Origin of the sequence: Kitasatospora sp. NPDC086801, assembly GCF_044745805.1 — a bacterium.
In the GTDB taxonomy this organism is placed as follows: Bacteria; Actinomycetota; Actinomycetes; order Streptomycetales; family Streptomycetaceae; genus Kitasatospora.
In genome coordinates this window covers 199,084-220,109 of sequence record NZ_JBIVAX010000008.1, presented here as the reverse complement: position 1 = coordinate 220,109, position 21,026 = coordinate 199,084, and the positions used below count along the sequence as shown (strand labels likewise).

The 21,026-nt window shown below is 72.1% G+C and carries 15 protein-coding genes and 1 pseudogene; 13 read left to right on the top strand and 3 right to left on the bottom strand.

The window, feature by feature from the left end:
• Positions 1-249 precede the first annotated feature (249 nt).
• The gene (locus ACIPLC_RS13040) at positions 250-990 is read left to right on the top strand and encodes a carbon-nitrogen hydrolase family protein (protein WP_400473023.1); all 741 of its coding nucleotides are present in this window, start codon (positions 250-252) and stop codon (positions 988-990) included.
• Positions 991-1,194: 204 nt separating this feature from the next.
• The gene (locus ACIPLC_RS13035; RefSeq protein WP_400473022.1) at positions 1,195-2,601 is read left to right on the top strand and encodes a class II fumarate hydratase; all 1,407 of its coding nucleotides are present in this window, start codon (positions 1,195-1,197) and stop codon (positions 2,599-2,601) included.
• 187 nt (positions 2,602-2,788) lie between these two features.
• Here the strand turns inward: ACIPLC_RS13035 and ACIPLC_RS13030 are convergent, their stop codons facing one another.
• Entirely contained in the window at positions 2,789-3,259 is a 471-nt protein-coding gene (locus ACIPLC_RS13030; RefSeq protein WP_400473021.1) for an SPW repeat protein, read from the bottom strand.
• A gap of 186 nt (positions 3,260-3,445) precedes the next feature.
• Here ACIPLC_RS13030 and ACIPLC_RS13025 point away from each other — a divergent pair, with 186 nt between their 5' ends.
• The 7 genes from ACIPLC_RS13025 (at position 3,446) to fahA (ending at position 12,528) form a co-directional block, all read left to right on the top strand.
• A complete protein-coding gene (locus ACIPLC_RS13025; protein ID WP_400473020.1) occupies positions 3,446-4,048 on the top strand; it encodes a PadR family transcriptional regulator in 603 nt (200 codons plus the stop codon).
• Between the two features lie 148 nt (positions 4,049-4,196).
• Positions 4,197-5,897 (top strand): acyl-CoA dehydrogenase family protein, encoded by a 1,701-nt coding sequence (locus tag ACIPLC_RS13020; protein WP_400473019.1) that lies wholly within the window; start codon positions 4,197-4,199, stop codon positions 5,895-5,897.
• 348 nt (positions 5,898-6,245) lie between these two features.
• Positions 6,246-7,574, top strand: a complete 1,329-nt coding sequence (locus ACIPLC_RS13015; protein ID WP_400473039.1) for a phosphoribosyltransferase family protein — start codon at positions 6,246-6,248, stop codon at positions 7,572-7,574.
• A gap of 205 nt (positions 7,575-7,779) precedes the next feature.
• The gene (hppD, locus tag ACIPLC_RS13010; protein ID WP_400473018.1) at positions 7,780-8,994 is read left to right on the top strand and encodes a 4-hydroxyphenylpyruvate dioxygenase; all 1,215 of its coding nucleotides are present in this window, start codon (positions 7,780-7,782) and stop codon (positions 8,992-8,994) included.
• A gap of 110 nt (positions 8,995-9,104) precedes the next feature.
• Positions 9,105-10,331: a homogentisate 1,2-dioxygenase gene (locus tag ACIPLC_RS13005; protein WP_400473017.1), complete on the top strand. Its 1,227-nt coding sequence runs from the start codon at positions 9,105-9,107 to the stop codon at positions 10,329-10,331.
• Positions 10,328-11,308, top strand: coding sequence for a hypothetical protein (locus ACIPLC_RS13000; RefSeq protein WP_400473016.1), 981 nt, complete (start codon positions 10,328-10,330; stop codon positions 11,306-11,308). The genes ACIPLC_RS13005 and ACIPLC_RS13000 overlap by 4 nt, the downstream gene beginning before the upstream one ends.
• Positions 11,305-12,528: a fumarylacetoacetase gene (fahA, locus tag ACIPLC_RS12995; RefSeq protein ID WP_400473015.1), complete on the top strand. Its 1,224-nt coding sequence runs from the start codon at positions 11,305-11,307 to the stop codon at positions 12,526-12,528. The genes ACIPLC_RS13000 and fahA overlap by 4 nt, the downstream gene beginning before the upstream one ends.
• Before the next feature lie 154 nt (positions 12,529-12,682).
• Here the strand turns inward: fahA and ACIPLC_RS12990 are convergent, their stop codons facing one another.
• Entirely contained in the window at positions 12,683-13,456 is a 774-nt protein-coding gene (locus tag ACIPLC_RS12990) for an SDR family oxidoreductase (RefSeq protein ID WP_400473014.1), read from the bottom strand.
• A gap of 97 nt (positions 13,457-13,553) precedes the next feature.
• Between ACIPLC_RS12990 and ACIPLC_RS12985 the strand changes: the two genes are divergently transcribed.
• From ACIPLC_RS12985 to ACIPLC_RS12970, 4 genes and pseudogenes are all read left to right on the top strand, one after another.
• On the top strand, positions 13,554-14,165 hold the full coding sequence (locus ACIPLC_RS12985; protein ID WP_400473013.1) for a TetR/AcrR family transcriptional regulator: 612 nt from the start codon (positions 13,554-13,556) through the stop codon (positions 14,163-14,165).
• 257 nt (positions 14,166-14,422) lie between these two features.
• Positions 14,423-15,478: an enoyl-CoA hydratase/isomerase family protein gene (locus tag ACIPLC_RS12980; protein WP_400473012.1), complete on the top strand. Its 1,056-nt coding sequence runs from the start codon at positions 14,423-14,425 to the stop codon at positions 15,476-15,478.
• 158 nt (positions 15,479-15,636) lie between these two features.
• Positions 15,637-17,935: pseudogene (aceE, locus tag ACIPLC_RS12975) on the top strand (pyruvate dehydrogenase (acetyl-transferring), homodimeric type); the annotation flags it as partial.
• Between the two features lie 171 nt (positions 17,936-18,106).
• Positions 18,107-18,892, top strand: a complete 786-nt coding sequence (locus ACIPLC_RS12970) for an enoyl-CoA hydratase (protein ID WP_400473011.1) — start codon at positions 18,107-18,109, stop codon at positions 18,890-18,892.
• Between the two features lie 138 nt (positions 18,893-19,030).
• Here ACIPLC_RS12970 and ACIPLC_RS12965 read toward each other — a convergent pair whose 3' ends face one another.
• On the bottom strand, positions 19,031-20,845 hold the full coding sequence (locus ACIPLC_RS12965; protein WP_400473010.1) for an NAD-binding protein: 1,815 nt from the start codon (positions 20,843-20,845) through the stop codon (positions 19,031-19,033).
• Positions 20,846-21,026 lie beyond the last annotated feature (181 nt).

The window sequence follows — 21,026 nt, the reverse complement described above, 5'->3', positions numbered from 1 at the left end:
TGGGGCCGGTGTGAATCCGGCCCGGGCAGGAGCGTACGAAGCGGCGCACGGCAGTTTGAAGCACTCCACGCAGCTATTCATCCATTCGGGTGATCATCTCCCGGGACGCGGCCGATCCGGGCTCAGCGCGGAGCGGCGGGCGCGGCCTTCCCCGGTCGCGTCCCTCCCGGCTGCCACTCGAAGCCCTTGTCCACCGCCCGGACCTGCGCATACGTTGATCCTTTCCACCTCGCGCCCGGAGGCACCGCCATGCCCGCACCCCTGACCGCCGCCACCGTCGCCGTGGCCGTCGCCCAGCCCGCCTGCGCCGACGCCGGCCGCCCGGACACCGTGGCCGTGAACGTCGAACGGCACGCTCTGGCGGTACGGGAGGCCGCCGCGCGGCTGGTGGTGTTCCCCGAGCTGTCCCTGACCGGCTACGACCTGGCCGCACCCGCACTCGGCCCGGCCGATCCGCGCCTCGCCCCGCTGGTCGCCGCCTGCGCCGCGACCGGCACGACCGCCCTGGTCGGCGCCCCTGTCGCGGAGCCCGGCGGGGGCGAGTCCATCGCCGCCCTGGCCGTCACCGGCGAAGGCGCCGCCGTCGTGTACCGGAAGACGCGCCTGCACGGCGCCGAGAACGACCGCTTCACCCCCGGCGACGGGCCCGTCGTCCTGGAGCTGGACGGTCTTCGCTTCGGCCTCGCGATCTGCGCCGACGCCGCCGACCCCGCGCACGCCGAGGAGACCGCCGCACTCGGCATCGACGCCTACGTCGCCTCCACCCTGTACGGCGCGGGGCCCGCGCAGGCCGCCCGCCGGGACGGGCACCTCCGCGACCGCGCCGCCGCCCACGGGGTGTGGGCCGTGCTGGCCACCTCCGCCGGGGCCAGCGGCGAGCACCCGCAGACCTCGGGCGGCTCCGGCTTCTGGGCGCCGGGCGGCGCCCTGGTCGCCCAGGCCGGCACCGCGCCGGGCGAACTGGTCCGCGCCGAGCTGCCCCGGCGGTAGCCCCGGACGCGGCCCGGCGGACGCAACGGACACGGCCGACGCGGCCCGGCCGGAGCTGTGGACACGGCCGGGCCGGAACGACGAACGTCACCGGGCCGAAACGGCGGATGCGACCGGGCGGAAATACCCTGGGCCCGCGCGCGGCTGTGGTGATCGGAGACCGCTCGGGGCCGTACCGGCCCGTTTCAGGAGGTGCAGCGCGTGATGGGTGACGAGCAGGAGAGCCGGCGGGAGTACCGCATCGAGCACGACTCGATGGGCGAGGTCCGGGTGCCGGCCGCCGCGAAGTGGCAGGCGCAGACGCAGCGGGCGGTGGAGAACTTCCCGGTGTCCGGCCAGCGGCTGGAGCGCGCGCACATCGCGGCATTGGCCGGGATCAAGGCCGCGGCGGCCCGGGTGAACGCCCGCCTCGGCGTCCTGGACGAGGAGACTGCGGCGGCGATCGCGGCGGCGGCCGAGGAGGTCGCCGAGGGGCGGTGGGACGGCGAGTTCCCGGTGGACGTGTTCCAGACCGGTTCGGGCACCTCGTCCAACATGAACGCCAACGAGGTGATCGCGACCCTGGCCACCGAGCGGCTGGGCCGTCCGGTCCATCCGAACGACCACGTGAACGCCAGCCAGTCGTCCAACGACGTCTTCCCGTCCTCGATCCACATCGCCGCCACCGCCGCCGTCACGCACGACCTGATTCCGGCGCTGGAGCACCTGGCGGAGGCGCTGGAGCGCAAGGCCGCCGAGTTCGCGCAGGTGGTCAAGTCGGGCCGGACGCACCTGATGGACGCCACGCCCGTCACCCTCGGCCAGGAGTTCGGCGGCTACGCCGCTCAGGTGCGAAACGGCCGGGAGCGGCTGCTGGCGACGCTCCCCCGGGTCGCCGAACTGCCGCTCGGCGGCACGGCGGTGGGCACCGGGATCAACACCCCGCCCGGCTTCCCGGCGGCGGTGATCGAGGAGGTGGCCCGCACCACCGGTCTCCCGCTGATCGAGGCGCGGGACCACTTCGAGGCGCAGGGCGCCCGCGACGCCCTGGTCGAGCTGAGCGGCCAACTGCGCACGGTGGCCGTCGGGTTCACGAAGATCGCGAACGACCTGCGGTGGATGGGTTCGGGCCCGCGCACCGGCCTCGGCGAGATCAACCTGCCGGACCTGCAACCCGGTTCGTCGATCATGCCGGGCAAGGTGAACCCGGTGCTCCCCGAGGTGGTGCTGATGGTCGCCGCCCAGGTGGTCGGCAACGACGCGACGGTCACCCTGGCCGGCGCGAGCGGCAACTTCGAGCTGAACGTGATGCTCCCGGTGCTCGCCCGCAACGTGCTGGAGTCGGTGCGGCTGCTCGCCAACAGCGCCCGGCTGCTGGCGGACCGGACGGTGGACGGCATCACCGCCAACGTCGAACGCGCCCGGGAGTACGCGGAGTCCTCACCCTCGGTGGTCACCCCGCTGAACCGCTACATCGGGTACGAGGAGGCCGCGAAGGTCGCCAAGCAGGCGCTGGCCGAGCGGAAGACGATCCGTCAGGTCGTGCTGGAGCGCGGCTACGTGGAGCAGGGCAGGCTCACTCGGGAGCAGCTCGACGAGGCGCTGGACGTCCTGCGGATGACCCACCCGTGACGGCCACGGGTTTTCCGTTGACGGCCGCAGAGTCCCGGTGACGGCCACGGGTTCCCGCTGACGGCCGTGGGTTCCCGGTGACGGCCGCGGTTCCCTGACGACGTGCGCCGGGGCGCGGAAGGCGGTTCGGCCCTCCACGCCCCGGACACGGGCTGCCAGGAGTGTCAGCCCTTGGCGCGCAGGGGTTTCAGCCCTTGGCGCGGCCGTTCCGACCGAGCCGCATCGATGCTCCGTTCGCCGTGATCGTGGCCATCGAGATCGCCGCGAGACCGAGCAGGAACATCACGGCACCGACGATGATGCAGGTGACGATGTTCTTGCCGTGCGCGACCGATCCGGAGACGACCCAGGGGGAGATGATCGTCCAAGCGCCGAGCACGGTGGCCGCCCAGGCCCTCGCGTGGGTGCGCTCGTAGGCGGACCCGTATCCCGCCATCAGCACGCAGTAGGCCAGGCCGACAATCAGGCAGGTCACGGTCAGCGTGTTGAAGGCGGTGAAGCCGACGATCCAGGGTGATGCCGCCAGGAAGAGGCCGGCCAGCACGGCCAGGGCCTCAATGCCCTGGGCGCGCGGGGTCGAGGTGACCCGCTCGTAGTGCTCCCGGAGTTCGACGATGTCCGGGTGATGCTCCATGCCCATCGGAATCTGGGTAGACACCGATACCACCTCCTATGGTTCGGAACATGGAGGGCGCTTGCCCCGTACCCATTCTGGCGCTTCTCTAACGGTTTGCGCCTTTTGGCCAGAAATGATCGACAACCATCCGATCACGCCGGTGACCTGCGTCTCACCACTCCGGACCCCCATTGCCTATGCAACTCGTTGCATAGCAGGATGCAGGCCATGGCACTGGAGCACGCGATCCTCGTCTCACTGCTGGAGCAGCCGGGCTCCGGCTACGAGCTGGCCCGGCGCTTCGACCGCTCCATCGGGCGCTTCTGGACCGCCACCCACCAGCAGATCTACAAGGTGCTGCGGCGGATGGAGGCCGATGACTGGGTCGCCGCCGAGGAGGTCACCCAGGACGGCCGACCGGACAAGAAGGTCTACTCGGCGGCCGGGGCCGGACGGGCCGCGCTCGCCGGCTGGCTGCGCGAACCGGTCGAGCCGGAGTCCGTCCGACACGAGCTCGCGGTCAAGATCCGCGCCGCCGCCTTCGACGACCCGGCCGCGCTGATCTCCGAGGTCGAACGGCACCGCGAGAGCCACGCCGCCCTACTCGCCCGCTATCTGCACGGCGAGCAGCGCGACTTCCCCGACCTCACCGCGCTCGACACCCGGCAGGAACTCCAGCACGTAGTGCTGCGCGGCGGCATCGAGTACGAGCGGATGACCCTCGCCTGGCTCGACGACGTGCTCGCCACCCTGCACCGCCTCGCCGCGGCCGCCGGCTCCAGTGGCCCTGACGGCCATGGCGGCCCTGACCACCCGACAGATGGCGGGTGACGGGTGATGGATGGCAGGTAACAGATAACAGAATCTGAACGCTGAAATCTGAAATCTGTCAGTTGTCAGTTGTCAGCTGTTCGCTGTCCCCCGCCGACCGTCACCCCCTCACCCGCTGCCCCTCACCTTCGACCCCCGGGAGCCCGCGATGCTCTTCAACCCGCACACGTACGACCCCGCACAGTTCGACGAGCCGACCCGCCGACTGCTGCGCGCGACCGTGGACTGGTTCGAGTCCCGCGGCAAGAAGGCGCTGATCGACACCTACGTCGACCGCACCTGGTACGCCGACTTCCTCGCGTTCGCCGCGAAGGAAGGCCTGTTCGCGGAGTTCCTGACGCCGTCCGCGGCCGACCCGGGCAAGCGCTGGGACACCTCCCGGATCGCCGAACTGAACGAGATCCTCGGCTTCTACGGCCTCGGCTACTGGTACACCTGGCAGGTCACCATCCTCGGCCTCGGGCCGGTCTGGCAGAGCAAGAACGAGGCCGTCCGGGCCCGCGCCGCCAAGCTCCTGACGGAGGGTCACGTCATGGCGTTCGGACTCTCCGAACGCACCCACGGCGCCGACATCTACTCCACCGACATGATCCTCACCCCGGACGGCGAGGGCGGCTTCACCGCGACCGGCTCCAAGTACTACATCGGCAACGGCAACGTGGCCGGCCTGGTCTCGGTGTTCGGCCGCCGCTCCGACGTCGAGGGCCCGGAGGGCTACGTCTTCTTCGCCGCCGACAGCCGTCACGAGGCGTACCACCTGGCCAAGAACGTGGTGAACGCCCAGATGTACGTCAGCGAGTTCCGGCTGGAGGGCTACCCGGTGCGCGCCGAGGACGTGCTGCACACCGGGCAGGCCGCCTTCGACGCCGCGCTGAACACCGTCAACGTCGGCAAGTTCAACCTCTGCACGGCCTCGGTCGGCATCTGCGAGCACGCGATGTACGAGGCCGTCACGCACGCCCACAACCGGGTGCTGTACGGCCGGAAGGTCACCGACTTCCCGCACGTGCGACGGGAGTTGACCGACGCGTACGCCCGCCTGGTGGCGATGAAGCTGTTCAGCGCACGGGCCGTGGACTACTTCCGCACCGCCTCCCCCGAGGACCGCCGCTACCTGCTGTTCAACCCGATGACCAAGATGAAGGTCACCACCGAGGGCGAGAAGGTCATCGACCTGATGTGGGACGTCATCGCGGCCAAGGGATTCGAGGCGGACACCTACTTCGACAAGGCGGCGAAGGACATCCGCGGCCTGCCGAAGCTGGAGGGGACCGTCCACGTCAACCTGGCGCTGATCCTCAAGTTCATGGGCAACTACCTGTTCGCCCCGAGCGACTACGCCCCGGTGCCGACCCGGCTGGACGCGGCCGACGACGCCTTCCTGTTCCGCCAGGGCGCGGCCCGTGGTCTCGGCGCGATCCGCTTCCACGACTGGCGCGCCGCCTACGACCGCCACACGCAGTTGCCGAACGTCGCCCGCTTCCGCGAACAGGCCGACGGCTTCTGCGAGTTGCTCCTCAGCCACGCGCCGAGCAAGGAGCAGCAGGCGGACCTGGACTTCCTGCTGGAGATCGGCCAGCTGTTCGCGCTGATCGTCTACGGCCAGCTGGTGCTGGAGCAGGCGGAGCTGACCGGCCTGGACGAGGACGTCCTGGACCAGATCTTCGACGCGCTGGTCCGGGACTTCTCCGCGCACGCGACCGAACTGCATGGCAAGGCCTCGACGACTCCGGAGCAGGCCGCCTGGGCGCTGGCGAATGTGCGCCGGCCGGTCGCCAACGCGGAGCGGGCCGCCGCCGTGTGGACCCGGGTCGAGGAGCTGTCGGGCGCGTACGAGATGCGGCCGTAGCCTCCGCAAGAACGTGGAAAGACCCCGGGGGTGCCGGTCGGCCGACCGGTACCCCCGGCCTGCGTCCCCCGGTCTGCGCTCCCCAGCCCCCCGGGGGCGCGAGCGGCCTCGACGGTCCGTCTCTGCGATCGACAGTGCGCCGCCCGCTGTCCCGGCCGCACGGGGGCCTCGTCCCGTCCCGATCCCGCCCGCCCGCCGGTCGGCAGCCCTATCCCGTCCGCCCGTCCGCCCGTCTGCACGTCCGCCCGCCCATCTGCCCGGGCCCACCCACGGCCCGTCCGGGCGACCCGCCCGGCGCCGCCCGGACGTACGGTGGAACACGGAGGGCGCGTCATGCACGGCACCGGGATCCACTTCACCGACCGCACCGACGCGGGTCGGCGGCTGGCCGCCCGCGTGGGCCACTCGGGCGGCGCCGACACCGTGGTGGTGGCGCTGCCCAGGGGCGGGGTGCCGGTGGCCGCCGAGGTGGCGGCCGCGCTCGGCGCGCCGCTGGACATCTGCGTGATCCGCAAACTCGGCGTGCCCTACCAGCCCGAGCTGGGCATGGGGGCTATCGGCGAGGACGGCGTCCGGGTGCTGAACGAGCAGGTCATCCGGCTGGCCGGGGTCAGCGACGACCAGCTGGCCGCGGTGGAGCGGCGCGAGCGAGCCGAGTTGGAGCGCCGGGCCCGCCGCTACCGGGGCGGCCGCCCGCCCGCCGACCTGCGCGGCCGCACGGTGATCGTGGTGGACGACGGCGTCGCCACCGGCTCCACCGCCCGGGCCGCCTGCCGGATCGTCCGGGCCCGCGGCGCGGCCCGGGTGGTGCTCGCCGTCCCGGTGGCCCCGGTGGACTGGACGGAGCGCCTGGCCGACGTCGCCGACGAGCTGGTCTGCGTCGGCACGCCGTCGCCGTTCTTCGCAATCGGCGAGTTCTACGGGGACTTCGCGCAGACCGGCGACGAGGAGGTCCTGCGGCTGCTCGCCGAGGCCTCGGGCGGGCGGGTGCCCGGGCTGGTGGGCGTGGACCGCGAGCTGGTCCTGCTCGCCGCAGGCGTGCGCCTCGCCGGTCGGCTGACCGTCCCCGCCGCGCCGAGCGGCATCGTGCTCTTCGCGCACGGCAGCGGCAGCGGCCGGCGCAGCCCGCGCAACCGTCACGTCGCCCGGTACCTGAACCGCTCCGGGCTGGCCACGCTGCTGTTCGACCTGCTCACCGAGGCCGAGGAGCCGGACCGCCGCAAGGTGTTCGACGTCGCCCTCCTCGGCGACCGGCTGACCGCCGTCGCCGAAGAGCTGGGCGGGCTGGACGAGACCCGAAGCCTGCCGCTCGGGCTGTTCGGTGCCAGCACCGGCGCCGCCGCCGCGCTGCACACCGCCGCCGCGCTCGGACCCGCCGTCGGCGCGGTGGTCTCCCGCGGCGGGCGCCCCGACCTCGCAGGTCCTGACGTCCTGGGCCGGGTGGGCGCCCCGACGCTGCTCGTGGTCGGCGGCCTGGACACCACCGTGATCGACCTCAACCGGCGGGCCCGGGCCCGGCTGCACTGCGTGAGCGAACTGGCGGTGGTGCCGCGCGCGAGCCATCTGTTCGAGGAGCCCGGCACGTTGGACCAGGTCGCCGAGCTCGCCGGGGCCTGGTTCCTGCGCCACCTCGCCGCGCCCGGGACCGCCCGGGGCCCGGTGTCGCAGGCGCCGTGAACCGCCCCGATCGGCAGCACATTTTGCGCAGCCGAATACGGGATTTCCTGATCAGCTTGTACACATTGAACAGTGAAATACCGACCTGTTGCCCAGCCCTCCGGACAGGAGCAAGCTCTCCGCCAACCGCACCGCCCACCCGTTCGCGGCGCGGCCGCCTCAAGCGGACGCCTCAGAGTCGAGGCCAAAAGTGGAGGAACGACCGATGACCCCGCAGTCCCACGCCCTTGAGCTGACCCCCGAGGAGCGCGAGGCCGGCCTCGACGCCGACCAGCTGCGCCGCCTCGTCGGCCTCGTCGAGCACGACCCGGCCACCGACCCGTTCCCCGTCACCGCGCAGGACGCGGTCGTCTTCGTGGTCGGCAACGCCACCCAGACGGCCCAGTTCTACCAGGCCGTGTTCGGCATGGAGCTGGTGGCCTACTCCGGTCCGGAGACCGGCCGTCGTGACCGCAAGGCCTTCGTGCTCCGCTCCGGCTCCTGCCGCTTCGTGATCAAGGGCGGGGTGCTGCCGGACAGCCCGCTGCTGGACCACCACCGCCGCCACGGCGACGGCGTCGTCGACCTGGCCCTGGAGGTCCCGGACGTCGACAAGTGCATCGCGCACGCCCGCGCGACCGGCGCCACCATCCTGGAGGAGCCGAACGACGTCTCGGACGAGAACGGCACCGTGCGCCGCGCGGCCATCGCCACCTACGGCGAGACCCGCCACACCCTGATCGACCGCTCCCGCTACCACGGCCCCTACCTGCCGGGGTACATCACCGCGCAGAGCAAGGTCCAGCACCCGGAGGGCTCGCCCAGGCGCCTGTTCCAGGCCCTCGACCACGCCGTCGGCAACGTCGAGCTGGGCCGGATGGACGAGTGGGTTTCGTTCTACAACCGGGTCATGGGCTTCGTGAACATGGCCGAGTTCGTCGGCGACGACATCGCCACCGACTACTCCGCCCTGATGTCCAAGGTCGTCGCCAGCGGCAACCACCGGGTGAAGTTCCCGCTCAACGAGCCCGCCATCGCCAAGAAGCGGTCGCAGATCGACGAGTACCTAGAGTTCTACACCGGCCCCGGCTGCCAGCACATGGCGCTCGCCACCAACGACATCCTCACCACCGTGGACGTGCTGCGCTCGCGCGGCGTGGAGTTCCTCGACACCCCCGACTCGTACTACGACGACCCGGAGCTGCGCGCCCGGATCGGCAAGGTGCGGGTGGACATCAACGAGCTGAAGTCGCGCGGCATCCTGGTCGACCGCGACGAGGACGGCTACCTGCTGCAGATCTTCACCAAGCCGATCGGCGACCGCCCGACCGTCTTCTACGAGTTCATCGAGCGGCACGGTTCGCTGGGCTTCGGCAAGGGCAACTTCAAGGCGCTGTTCGAGGCGATCGAGCGCGAGCAGGACGCCCGCGGCAACCTGTGAGCACTGGGGAGCCCTGAGCACGGAGAAGCTCTGAGCACTGGGGAACTCTGAGCACGGTCGGGCGTACCGTGAGGACGGTCGGCTGAGCACGGTCGAGGAGGAGCAGGGAGATGGCGTACTACCGGCAGCTGGGCAGCATCCCGCCCAAGCGGCACACGCAGCACCGCACACCAGAAGGCGGGCTGTACTACGAGGAGTTGATGGGCGAGGAGGGGTTCTCGTCGGACTCCTCGCTGCTCTACCACCGAGGCATCCCCTCGGCCGTGGTGAACGCGGTGCCGTGGGAGCTGCCGGACCAGTCCACGGTGCCCAACCACCCCCTGCTCCCCCGCCACCTCAAGCTGCACGAGCTGTTCGCGGACCAGGAGTGGAAGTCCGCGGACGTCGTCGGCAGCCGCCGTCTCGTCCTCGGCAACGGCGACGTGCGGATCTCGTACGTCGCCGCCGGGGCCCCGAGCGAGCTGTACCGCAACGGGCTCGGCGACGAGTGCGTGTACGTGGAGTCCGGCTCCGGCACGGTCGAGACGGTCTTCGGCTCGATCGAGGTCGGCCAGGGCGACTACGTGATCATCCCGCGCGCCACCACCCACCGCTGGGTGCCGACCGGGGACGAACCGCTGCGCGCGTACTGCATCGAGGCGAACAGCCACATCAGCCCGGTCAAGCGCTACCTCTCCAAGTACGGGCAGCTGCTGGAGCACGCGCCGTACTGCGAGCGGGACTTCCGCGGCCCGGTCGGCCCACTGGTGGTCGACACCTCCGGGGACGCATCCGGGGACGCCTCCGGGGATGTCGACGTGCTGGTCAAGCACCGCGGCCCGAACGGGGTCTCGGGCACCCGCTACACCGTGCCGCACCACCCGTTCGACGTGGTCGGCTGGGACGGCTGCCTGTACCCGTACGCCTTCAACATCCGGGACTTCGAGCCGATCACCGGCCGGGTCCACCAGCCGCCGCCGGCCCACCAGGTGTTCGAGGGCAACGGGTTCGTGATCTGCAACTTCGTTCCCCGCAAGGTGGATTACCACCCGCTGTCGATCCCGGTGCCGTACTACCACGCCAACGTGGACAGCGACGAGGTCATGTTCTACTGCGGCGGCGACTACGCGGCCCGCAAGGGCTCGGGCATCGGCCAGGGCTCGATCTCGCTGCACCCCGGGGGGCACACCCACGGGCCGCAGCCGGGCGCGTACGAGCGCAGCATCGGCGTGGACTTCTTCGACGAACTCGCCGTCATGGTGGACACGTTCCGCCCGCTGGAGCTCGGCGAGGGCGGCCGGGCCAGCGAGGACGGCAACTACGCCTGGACCTGGGCCGGGCGGGGGCCCGGGCGATGAGCGCCGCCTCGTCCGCCGCGTCCGCCTGGTCCGCTTCGACCAACGAGCCGACCTCCGGGCCGACAGCTGGGCCGACAGCCGGGCGGATCCCCGAGCTGTTCCACGGGCTCTTCGACGACGCCGCGGTGTTCCCGCCCGGGAACCTGCCGGTCGCCGAGGCGGTGCCCGCCCACCGCGGGCACCGCGCCGCCTGGTACGCCGACGCGGTCGGCCCGCTCCTCTGCGGGGCGGGCCGGCTGGGCGAGTTGGCCGCGGCGGCGGTGGGCGGTGCCACGGCGGCGTCGACCGGTGCGGCGGCTTCGGGCAGCGCGGCGGTGGCGGGCAGCGCGCCGATCAGGGTCGGGCTCGTACTGCCGGGGGGCAGTGCCGAACTCGGCCCGGCGCTCGCCGCCGCCGCGCCCTTCGAGGTGGCCATCGTCGAACTCGCCGTCCGGGACGCCGCCGAGGCGGTCGCCGCCCTCGACCGGCTGCTGCCGCCGAACGTCCCGGCCGCCGTCGAGCTGCCGCGCGAACTCCTGCGCGGCGACGGCCTGGACGAGGTGCTGGACGTGCTCGTCGACAGCCCCTACCGGGCGAAGTTCCGCACCGGCGGGGTGGTGGCCGAGGCGTTCCCGGACGAGGAGGAGCTGGCCGCCTTCCTGACCGGCTGCGCGCTGCGCGGGCTGCCGTACAAGTGCACCGCCGGACTGCACAACGCCCTCCGGCACACCGACCCGGCCACCGGCTTCGAGCACCACGGCTTCCTCAACGTGCTGCTGGCCGCACAGGAGACGGACCGGGCGGTGGCCGCGGCGGTGCTGGCGGAGCGCGACGGCGCGGTGCTGGCCAAGGCCGTCCACTCACTGACCGACCGTCAGGTTACGGTGATCCGAAACTCGTTCACCGCATTCGGCACCTGCAGCATCGCCGAACCGCTGGACGACCTGGCCGCGCTCGGCCTGCTGCCGTCCACGCCACAGCCCCAGGAGGACCGTTGAGCACCACCCCCCGCAGCTGGCTCGCCAGCGCCCAGGACTCGCCGTTCGGCGTGCACAACCTGCCGTACGGCGTGTTCACCGCCACCGACCAGCCCGGTCGGCGCCGGATCGGCGTGCGCGTCGGGGACTTCGTGCTGGACGCCGCGGCGGCCGCCCGGGCGGCCGGGAAGCCGTCCGAACTGCTGGCCGCGGACTCGCTCAACCCGCTGCTGGCGGCTGGGCGTTCGGCCTGGACACAGGTCCGGGCCGACCTCACGCGATGGCTGACGGACGAGTCCTACCGCGAGGCGCTGTCGCCGGCGCTGCTGCCGGCGGGCAAGGTCCAACTGCACCTGCCGTTCGAGGTCGCCGACTACGTCGACTTCTACGCCTCCGAACACCACGCCACCAACCTGGGCCGGATCTTCCGCCCGGGCTCGGAGCCGCTCACCCCCAACTGGAAGCACCTGCCCATCGGTTACCACGGGCGGTCCGGCACGGTGGTTGTCTCCGGCACCCCGGTGGTGCGGCCCCACGGGCAGCGCAAGGCGCCCGCCGACCCGGCGCCGTCGTTCGGGCCGACCCGGCGGCTGGACATCGAGGCGGAGGTCGGCTTCGTCGTCGGCACGCCGTCCGAACTGGGCCGACCGGTCGTCCTGGACGACTTCCGCGAGCACGTGTTCGGCGTCTGCCTGGTCAACGACTGGTCCGCGCGCGACATCCAGGCCTGGGAGTACGTGCCGCTCGGCCCGTTCCTCGGCAAGTCCTTCGCCACCTCGGTCTCGCCGTGGATCGTCCCGCTGGACGCCCTGCAGCACGCCCGGGTCGCGCCGCCCGAGCGCGACGTCGAACCGCTGGCCTACCTGGACGACCGCGGCGGCGAGCCGTGGGGGCTGGACCTGGCGCTGGAAGTCCGGCTGAACGGGCACCTGGTGTCCCGGCCGCCGTTCGCCTCGATGTACTGGACGGCACAGCAGCAGCTCACCCACATGACGGTCAACGGCGCCTCGCTGCGCACCGGCGACCTGTTCGCCTCGGGCACCGTCAGCGGACCGGAGCCGGACACCCGCGGCGCGCTGATCGAGCTGACCTGGAACGGCGAGGAGCCGCTGAAGCTCCCGGACGGCACCACCCGGACGTTCCTGGAGGACGGCGACGAGGTCACCATCACCGCCACCGCGCCGGGGCCGGACGGCGCCGTCATCGGGTTCGGCGAGGTGACGGGACGGGTCCAGCCGTAGCGGGGGCGGCCGACGGTCGACAGCCGTCGGCTGACAACTGACGGCGAACAGATAACAGACGACAGATAACAGCTGACAGATTTCATCATCTGTCAGCTGTTATCTGTTACCCCCGCCCCAGCCCCTCCGACGACTCCCGCCGGACGCACCGCGCCTACAGGCCCGCCCCTCCCGTGGCGTCGATGACCCGGCCGGTGACCCAGCGGGCGTCGTCGGAGGCGAGGAACGCGACGATGTCCGCGATGTCCTCCGGCTGCCCGACCCGGCCGAGAGCCGCGAGCGAGGCCGCATGGGCCTCCGCCTCCGCGTTGCCGCGCAGCCAGCCGGCGTTGACGTCGGTGTCGACGACGCCCGGAGCAACCGAGTTGGCGGTGATCCCGCGCGGGCCGAGCTGCTTGGCGAGGTTGAGGGTGAAGGTGTCGAGCGCCCCCTTGGTCGCGCCGTAGGCGATGACCTCCGGCATGGCGAGGCGGGCCGCGCCGCTGGAGACGTTGATGATCCGACCGCCGTCGCGCAGCCGGCGCAGCCCGTGCTGGACGACGAAGAACGGTGCGCGGACGTTGACGGCGAACACCTCGTCGAAGCCCTCCTCGGTGAGCGTGGCGAGATCGGCGCTGCGCCCGATCCCGGCGTTGTTCACGATGATGTCGACGCCGCCGTCGGCCGCGTGCGCGCCGATCTCGGCATCGAACGCCTCCCACAGCGCGGCCGCGTCCCCGTGCCGGCCGAGTTCGGCGTGCAGCGCGAAGGCCCGGCCGCCGTCGGCACGGATGCCCGCGACGACCTCGCCCGCCGCCTCCTGGTCGCGGGCGTAGCCGACGGCGACGGTGGCACCGTCGCGGCCGAGCCTGCGGGCGATCGCCCGGCCGATCCCCCTGCTGCCGCCGGTGACCAGCGCGGTCTTGCCCTTGAGTGCCTGCGTGCCCATGACTGAGCCCCCTCCTGCTTCGCCCAACACATTTATTGAGTGATTGCTCAAGAATGAAGCTAACACACTTGTTGAGCGGGTGTTCTAAAATTCCGGCATGACCGAGAACCCGACGCGCCCCCGGCGCGGACGACCGCCGACCTTCGACCGGGACGAGGCGCTGACGGCGGCGACCCGGCTGTTCTGGGAACGCGGCTACGAGGCCACCTCCGTCACCGACCTGACCACCGCGATGGGCATCCGGCCCGGCAGCCTCTACGCCGCGTTCGGCGACAAGCGGTCGCTGTTCGAGGAGGTCGTCCGCCACTACGGGCACTCCCCCGTCGGCGCGTTCGCGGGGGCCGCCCTGCGGGAGGAGACCAGCGCGTACGCGGCCTTCGCCCGGATCCTGCGGGAGGCGGCGGCCGCCTACCCGGACCCGTCGCATCCGGCCGGCTGCCTGGTGATCAGCGCCGCCACCAACGTCTCCCCGCAGGACGCCGAGGTCCAGGCCCACCTGCGCGACCTGCGCAACCGCAACCTCCACGTCTTCGAGACCAGGCTGCGCACGGCCCAGGAGGACGGCGAACTCCCGCCCGCCGCCGACCCGCACGCGCTGGCCGGCTACTTCGCCACGGTCATCCAGGGCATGTCGCAGCAGGCCCGGGACGGCGCCACCGCCGCCGACCTGGCCCGGACCGCCGAACTGGCCCTGCGCGCCTGGCCCTAGAGCCCCGAACCGGGCACACCCGGCCGCGCGAACGGCCCGCGGAAGGCCCGCGAACGGCCCGCGGAAGGCCCGCGAAGAGCCCGCGGAAGGCCCGCGAAAAGCCCGCGCCCGGCCGGGTGATCACGACTCCGCCCCGCCCCGGTACGGTGGACGGCAGGAGTCGTCAACGCCGAGGAACGGCCGGGGGACGGCCGAGGGACGGCCGAGGAACGACCGAGGAACGACCGAAGGACGACCGAAGGACGGGAGCGGGCCCGATGAGCACAGAGGTGGCGGAGGTCCAGATCTCCCTGGACGGCGGGGTCGGGCGGATCGTGCTAAACCGGCCGCGGGCGCTCAACTCGCTGACCCACGGCATGATCACCGCCGTCCACGCGACGCTGGCCGAGTGGACCACTAACGACCGGGTGCGCGCCGCCGTCCTGACCGGCGCCGGCGATCGCGGCCTCTGCGCCGGGGCCGACCTCCGCGCACTGCACGACGACGCCAAGGCGGGCGGGGCCGGCACCCGGGCCTTCTTCCGCGACGAGTACCGGCTGAACGCGCTGATCGCGCGCTACCCGAAGCCGTACGTCGCGGTGATGGACGGCATCACCATGGGAGGCGGCGTCGGCCTGTCCGCCCACGGCGCGGTCCGGATCGTCACCGAGCGCTCCACCGTCGCGATGCCCGAGACCCGGATCGGGCTGGTCCCGGACGTCGGCGGCAGCCGCCTGCTCGCCCTCGCCCCGGGCGAGTTGGGCACCCACCTCGCACTCACCTCGGCCGCGATGGGCCCCGGTGACGCGCTGCTGTGCGGGTTCGCGGACCACTTCGTCCCCTCGGCGCGGATCCCGGCGCTGCTCGACGCCCTGGCCGAGAGCCCCGGCCCGGCCGCCGTCGTCGCCGCGGTCGCCGCGCACACCGAGCCCGCACCGGGGGCCACGCTCGCGGAGCAGCGCGGCTGGATCGACGCCTGCTACGCGGCCGACACCGTCGAGGAGATCGTCGAACGGCTGCTGAACTCCGGTGTGGCGGAGGCGAAGGAGGCCGCGGAACTGGTCCTCGGCAACTCCCCCACGGCCGTCAAGGTGACCCTCGCCGCGCTGCGCCGGGCCCGCACGCTCCCCTCCCTGGAGGCCGTGCTCGACCAGGAGTACCGCGTCTCCTGCGCCGCGCTGACCGGGTACGACCTGGTCGAGGGCATCCGCGCCCAGGTGATCGACAAGGACCGCACCCCGCACTGGTCTCCGGCGGCGCTCGCCGAGGTCGGGGAGGCGGACGTCGCCCGTTTCCTCGCCCCGCGCGCGGGTGACGAGTTGGGCCTGGCCTGACCGGGCAGCGCCCACCAGCCCCGCCGTACTCGTCGGCCCCGTCGGCCCCTCCGAGCCCGGATAGGCTGAACCGCCGCCCGCGCGACCGGTCGGCACCGCCCGGCCGGCACCACCACGAGCCGTGAGCCACAAACCAGGAACCAGGAGCCAGGGAGCCCGCGCCCGGCGTCTACGCCCGTGCCTTCCTGGAAGGGCGCATCGGCGAGGCCCAGGTGGACCGCTTCCGGCAGGAGACCGCCGGTGACGGCCTGCCCTCGTATCCGCACCCGCGCCGGCTGCCCTGGTTCTGGGAGTTCCCGACCGTCTCCATGGGCCTCGGTCCGCTGTCGGCCATCCACCCGGCCCGGTTCAACCGGTACTTGACCGCGCGCGGCATCAAGGACACCTCCGGCTCGCACGTCTGGGCGTTCCTCGGGGACGGCGAGATGGACGAGCCGGAGTCGACCGCCGCGCTCGCCCTGGCCGCCCGCGAGGGGCTGGACAACCTCACCTTCGTGATCAACTGCAACCTCCAGCGCCTGGACGGACCGGTGCGCGGCAACGGCAAGATCGTCCAGGAGCTGGAGCGTCAGTTCCGCGCCGCCGGCTGGAACGTCGTCAAGTCCCTGTGGGGCGAGGCCTGGGACGAACTCCTGGCGCGCGACACCACGGGCGCGCTGGCGCGCCGGCTCCGCGAGGTGCCGGACGGACAGTTCCAGACCTACGCCGCCTCGGATGCCCGCTACGTCCGCGAGCACCTGTTCCAGGCCGCACCCGAACTCCGGACGATCGCCGAAACCGTGGACGACAAGCGGCTGTTGGAGACCATCGCGACCTCCCGAGCCGGGCACGAGCCGCGCAAGGTGTACGCGGCCTACCGGGCGGCGCTGGAGCACCGGGGTGCCCCCACGGTGGTGCTGGTGCAGACGGTCAAGGGCTGGGCGCTCGGCCCCGGCTTCGAGGCCCGCAACGCCAACCACCAGATGAAGAAGCTCTCCGGGGCGGAGTTCCGGGCGATGCGCGATCTGCTCGAACTACCCATTCCCGACAGTGCCTTGACCGCCGAGCTGGTCCCGTACGCGCACCCGGGCCCGGACTCCCCGGAGGCCCGCTACCTGCGGGAGCGGCGCGCCGCTCTCGGCGGCCCGGCACCCGCCCGCCTGGTGCGCTTCACACCGCTGCCAGAGCTGCCCGCGAAGCCCTTCGAAACGCTGTTCAAGGGCTCCGGTACGCAGGAGATCGCGACCACCATGGCGTTCGTCCGGCTGGTCAAGGACCTGATGCGGGACAAGGCCACCGGCCACCGCTGGGTGCCGATTCGTCCCGGACGAAGCGCGCACCTTCGGCATGGAGTCGCTCTTCCCGAGTGCCGGCATCTACTCGCCGCTGGGGCAGACCTACGACCCGGTCGACCGCGACCAACTGCTCCACTACAAGGAGTCGGCGACCGGCCAGATCCTCAACGAAGGCATCACCGAGGCCGGTTCGATGGCCTCGCTGACCGCCGCCGCGACCGCGTACGCCACCCACGGCGAGCCCATGATCCCGTTCTACATCTTCTACTCGATGTTCGGCTGGCAGCGCACCGCCGACCAAATGTGGTCCCTGGCCGACCAGTTGGGCTGCGGATTCCTGATCGGCGCCACCGCCGGGCGCACCACGATGACCGGCGAGGGCCTGTAACACGCCGACGGACACTCACAGTTGATCGCCTCCACCAATCCGGCGGCGCTGTCCTACGACCCGGCCTTCGGGTACGAGGTGGCGGTGATCGTCCGCGAGGGCCTGCGTCGGATGTACGGCAGCACCACCCGACACCCGCACGGCGAGGACGTGTTCTACTACCTGACCGTCTACAACGAGCCGCTGCCGCAGCCACCCCTGCCAACCGGCGCGGACGTCACCGACCTCACAGGCATCACAGATGTCACCGATGGCATCCTGCGCGGGCTGTACCGCTACCGCCCGGCGGAGCCCGCACCGGACGGCGAAGCGCCGCGCCTCCAACTGCTCGCCTCGGGCACGGCCGTTCGCTGGGCGCTCGCCGCTCAGCAACTGCTCGGCGAGGACTGGGGCGTGGCGGCGGACGTCTGGTCGGCGCCCTCCTGGACGGAACTGCGCCGGGAGGCACTGGCCTGCGACGCGGCCAACCTGGCGCAGGCGGCAGCCGGTACGGGCGCGGCGGCGCGTGTCCCCTACGTGACGCGGGCACTGGCGGGGGCGCCCGGGCCGGTACTGGCGGTCAGCGACTGGATGCGCGCGGTGCCGGACCAGATCCGCCCGTGGGTGGAGCAGGACTGGACGTCGCTGGGCACGGACGGCTTCGGCCTCTCCGACAGCCGGGACGCGGCTCGGCGGCACTTCGGCGTGGATGCGCAGTCGGTCACGGTGGCGGCGCTGGCCTCGCTGGCCCGCCGGGGCGAGGTCAAGTCGGAGACCGTCCGACAGGCGGCCGAACGCTACGGGGTCCGGTTCTGACCCCTGACGCCCCGTGTCCGGCGTCCTGGATCCCGGCCCCGCGGCGGGGAAGCGAGCCCGTGACGACTGTCTCGCATGCCAAGACTGGCGCGAGGCCGGGCGCGTCGTAGATCGTTGGGTGGTCAGGGCGCGCCCGCGCGGCGCCGAGCAGCGGAAAGGGAGTCAACGGCGATGACCGAGACCGAGACCTACGAGACGATCCTGGTCGAGCGCAAGGGCCGGGTGGGGCTGATCACGCTCAACCGGCCGAAGGCGCTCAACGCGCTGAACACCCAGCTGATGAACGAGGTGGTCGCGGCCGCCACCGCCTTCGACCGGGATCCGGAGATCGGCTGTCTGGTGATCACCGGCTCGGAGAAGGCGTTCGCGGCCGGTGCCGACATCAAGGAGATGCAGGGCAACCAGTTCCCGGACGTCTACCTGGACGACTGGCTGGGCCCCTGGGACCGACTCGGCGCGCTGCGCAAGCCGGTCGTGGCGGCGGTGGCCGGGTTCGCGCTGGGCGGCGGCTGCGAGCTGGCGATGCTGTGCGACATCCTGCTGGCGGCGGACACCGCGAAGTTCGGGCAGCCGGAGATCAAGCTCGGCGTGATCCCGGGCATCGGCGGCTCGCAGCGGCTGACCCGGGCGGTCGGCAAGGCGAAGGCGATGGAACTGTGCCTGACCGGCCGGATGATGGGCGCCGAGGAGGCCGAGCGGGCCGGCCTGGCATCCCGGATCGTCCCGGCAGACCAGTTGCTGGCCGAGGCACTGACGGTCGCCGAGACCGTCGCGGCGATGTCCACCCCGGCGGCGGTCATGATGAAGGAGAGCGTCAACCGGGCCTTCGAGACCACCCTCGCCGAGGGTGTCCGCTTCGAGCGCCGGCTCTTCCACGCCACGTTCGCCACGGCGGACCAGAAGGAGGGGATGGCGGCCTTCGCGGAGAAGCGCCCGCCGTCCTTCACCAACCGGTGACGGGGAGCCGTCGACAGCGGACGGCGGACGGCCGGCGAGTGACGGCTGACGGCTGACGGCTGACAACAAACGAGTAACAGATGACAGCTGACAGATTTCAGATAACGAAATCTGTCAGCTGTCATCTGTTAGCTGTCGTCACCCCTCCTCCACCAGCGCCGTGTTGAGCCGGGCGAGCCCGATGCGGGTGGCGGCCACCACGATCTGATCGCCCGGGGTGAGGCGCCGGGTGCGGTCGGGGAAGTTCCACTGCAACTGCGTGCTGCGGGCGAACCGGATGGCGATCACCCGGACGCCACCCGGGTCCTCCAGGTCGTGCCGGTTCATGCCGATCAGCCCGCTGCCGTCCTCGACCGTCAGCTCGGCGATCAGCAGCACGTGCCGGAACACCGACAGCATCCCGCGCACCTCGCGCCCCATCAGGGCCGCAGCGAAGGCGGGCGCGGCCAGATAGGAGACCGAGCGCGAGGCCGCGTTGTCCAGCGTGGCGTAGAAGTGCCCGGCGAAGTTGTCGTCGAACAGCCTTACCACCACGCGGACTTCGGGATTCCCATGGCGCGCCTCCAGGGCCGCCTCCAGGTTGGTGGCGTCGTCGCCGCTGACCGCGACCAGCGCCCGGCTGTGCTTCAACCGGGCGCGACGCAACTGCTCCTCGAACGGGCCGTCGCCCAGGACCACCGGGATGCCGAGCGCCCGGGCGGCGGCGATGCCCCGGGCCTGCGGGTCGCGCTCCATGCAGACCACCGGCACGCCCAGTTCGTGCAGTTGGGCCGCGACCCGGGTGCCGACGTTGCCGAGGCCGACGACGATCACGTGGTCCCGGGTGCCGGCCCCGGGGTTGCGGGGGTGCCCGCGCCGCCCGGAGCCGAGCACCTCGACCGCGATGGCGGTGGCGACCGGGGCGAACGTGATCCCGCAGATGGTGATCACCACCTGCGCCACCCGCTGCCACAGCCCGCCCGTCCCGGTCCCGGCGGCGATGTCGGAGAGCTGGTCGGGCTGGGCGGCGCCCGCGAGGTCGAGCAGCGAGATGTAGAGGGTCCAACCGAAGTTCCGGTTCAGGTACCAGAGCACGCCGAAGGCCATCAGCACCGCGGCGAGGGCGGTGAGCAGCACCAGCCGCATCCGGGCACTGGTGAAGAAGCGCATCATGTCGAGCAGCCGCCAGCGCACCCGCCGCGCCCAGCTGATCGGTTCCCTGGGTTCGATGCGCAGCACCTGGAGGGCGGCCACGCCGCCTGGTTCCTCGTCGGGTTCGGGCTCCGGTTCCGCTTCGCGGCGGACGCCGCCGGGGCGGACCGGCCCGTCGTCGCCGAACTCGCTGGCGAGTCGGACGAAGTCGGCCGAGTCACCGCGCTGTTCGGGCAGCAGGCGGATCTTGCTGAGGTCCTGGCGGTCGATGTGGTCGGCGACCACGCAGATCCGGTCGGAGGTGATGGCGTCGTCGAAGGCGATGTGCAGGAAGCGTCCGCCGATCTCGACCGAGTTGGGCCGGCCGAGCGCCGCTGCGGCGAAGGCGGGTGCGGCGGTGGCGGAGCCGGAGAGCGCGGCACCGTTCCTGAGCAGCCGTTCGATGTTCTCGCCGAGGCGCTGGTTGAACATCCGGAGCACGATCCGGATGTCCGGGTTGTGGCCTTGGGCGCTGAGCGCGGCGTGGATGTTGTCCTGGTCGCTGCCCTCGACGAGGGCGAGGCCGCGGGCGGTGTCGATCGACACCGCCCGCAGGGCCTCGTCGGTGATGCTGGCGTACTCGACGACGGCGGCGACGCCGGGGAGTTGCTCGATCTGCGGCGCGTGGTCGCGGGTGCGATCGGCGACCAGGACGACGACCGGGACCTCGTAGTGCTCGACGAGTTCCAGGACCAGTCGGTGGGCCAGCGCATTGCCCCCGCAGACGATGTAGTGCTGACTGACCGGCTCGACCGAACGGGTCCCCCACCCTTCAGAAGTCATACCGCCGGATGATATCGACGGCAGGTGGCCGGACGGTGTCGTTCCGGCGACCGGAAGGCCACCGGAGCCGCCCTATCGAACATTCGTCCCCTCCGTCCGCCCTCTCCCCACCCCGTCTACCCGCTCCCCGTACCCCCTCCGCCCCCGAACGGCCGTACCCGGCGCGCCGGTCGACGGTGGC